Source organism: Aeromonas sp. HMWF017 (assembly GCF_003061465.1).
Lineage (GTDB): Bacteria > Pseudomonadota > Gammaproteobacteria > Enterobacterales > Aeromonadaceae > Aeromonas > Aeromonas veronii.
The window spans coordinates 17,956-19,465 of the sequence record NZ_QAJD01000139.1; the positions used below are offsets into that span (position 1 = coordinate 17,956).

Sequence of the window (1,510 nt, forward strand, 5' to 3'; positions counted from 1 at the left end):
GCCAAACTGCTCGCCATTCTGGTGGAGACCGGCCTGCAAGCGGGCAAGGCCCCGGCGATCCGGCTGGTGGCCCCCACCGGCAAGGCGGCGGCGCGCCTCACCGAGAGTATCGGCTCTGCCCTGCAGGCCCTCGATCTGCCCCCCGAATGGGTGGAAGCGATCCCCACCGAAGCGGGCACCTTGCACCGGCTGCTCGGGGTCATTCCGGGGCGCAGCCAGTTCCGCCACCACGCGGGCAACCCGCTGCACCTTGACTTGCTGGTGGTGGATGAGGCCTCCATGGTCGACCTGCCGATGATGGCGCGCCTGCTCGATGCGTTGCCAAGCCACGCCCGCCTGATCCTGCTCGGCGACAAGGATCAGCTCGCCTCGGTGGAGGCGGGGGCCGTGCTCGGCGATATCTGCAGCTTTATCGAACAGGGCATCAGCCCGGCGCAGGCGGAGTGGCTCTCCCGCCAGACCGGCTACCGCCTGCAGGGCTCGCCCGCGGGGGCACCGGTGCGCGACAGCCTCTGTTTGCTGGCCAAGAGCTGGCGCTTTGATCAGCATTCGGGCATCGGTCAGCTGGCGCGCGCCTGCAACAGCGGCGATGCCGCGGCGGTGGAGGCAGTCTGGGGCATGGGCTTTGCCGATATCAGCCTGCACCCCTGGGCGGGGGAGGCCTACGACGCCCTGATTGCCCAGGGGGTAGCCGGTTACGGCAGCTATCTGAAGGCGGCCCGCGCGGGGGAAGTGCCCGCCGCCGTATTCAAGGCATTCAACAGCTTCCAGATCCTCTGCGCCCTGCGCGACGGCCCGTTCGGCGTGCTGGGGCTAAACGAGCGGCTCGAACTGGCCCTGTCACGGGCAGGCCTCATTGCCCGCGATGGCGACTGGTATGCCGGTCGTCCGGTGATGGTGGTGCGCAACGATCACGGCGTTGGCCTCTATAACGGCGATATGGGGCTCTGCCTGCCCGACGAAACTGGCCGGTTAAAGGTCTGGTTTGAGCAGCCGGACGGTACCCTGCGTGCCCTGTTGCCCAGCCGCTTGCCGCCCCACGAGACGGTCTACGCCATGACCATCCATAAATCCCAGGGCTCGGAGTTTGCCCATACCGTGCTGGTGCTACCCGATAGCTCCAGCCCGCTGCTGACCCGCGAGCTGGTCTATACCGGCATCACCCGCGCCAAGGCCCGGCTCGATCTCTACGGCGATCGCGCCCTGCTGGCACAGGCGGTGAGGAAAAAGACCGAGCGTTATTCCGGATTGGCGGAGAGGTTGGGGGAATCGTAGCGTACGGCCTTTAGCTGTATGCTCTTGCTTTATGAGCTGTGTCGAGCTATCATCAGTCGTACTGCTAAAAGCAGTACGGCTTTACCATGAGAGGTTATAAATGAAGATGTAGAAACTAATAATATAACGTACAGGAACAGCATGAGGCTTAATTAATATGAAAATAGTAACAAATAAAATTTTTAAAAATATATATAAAATAAATTATTTTTTGATTATATAAGTTGACATGTAT

General features: G+C 61.6%; 1 protein-coding gene. It reads left to right on the top strand.

The window, feature by feature from the left end:
- Positions 1-1,275 (top strand): exodeoxyribonuclease V subunit alpha (recD, locus tag DBR30_RS14280; protein WP_258224436.1); only part of this gene is annotated, 1,275 nt, incomplete at its 5' end.
- Between the last annotated feature and the right edge of the window lie 235 nt (positions 1,276-1,510).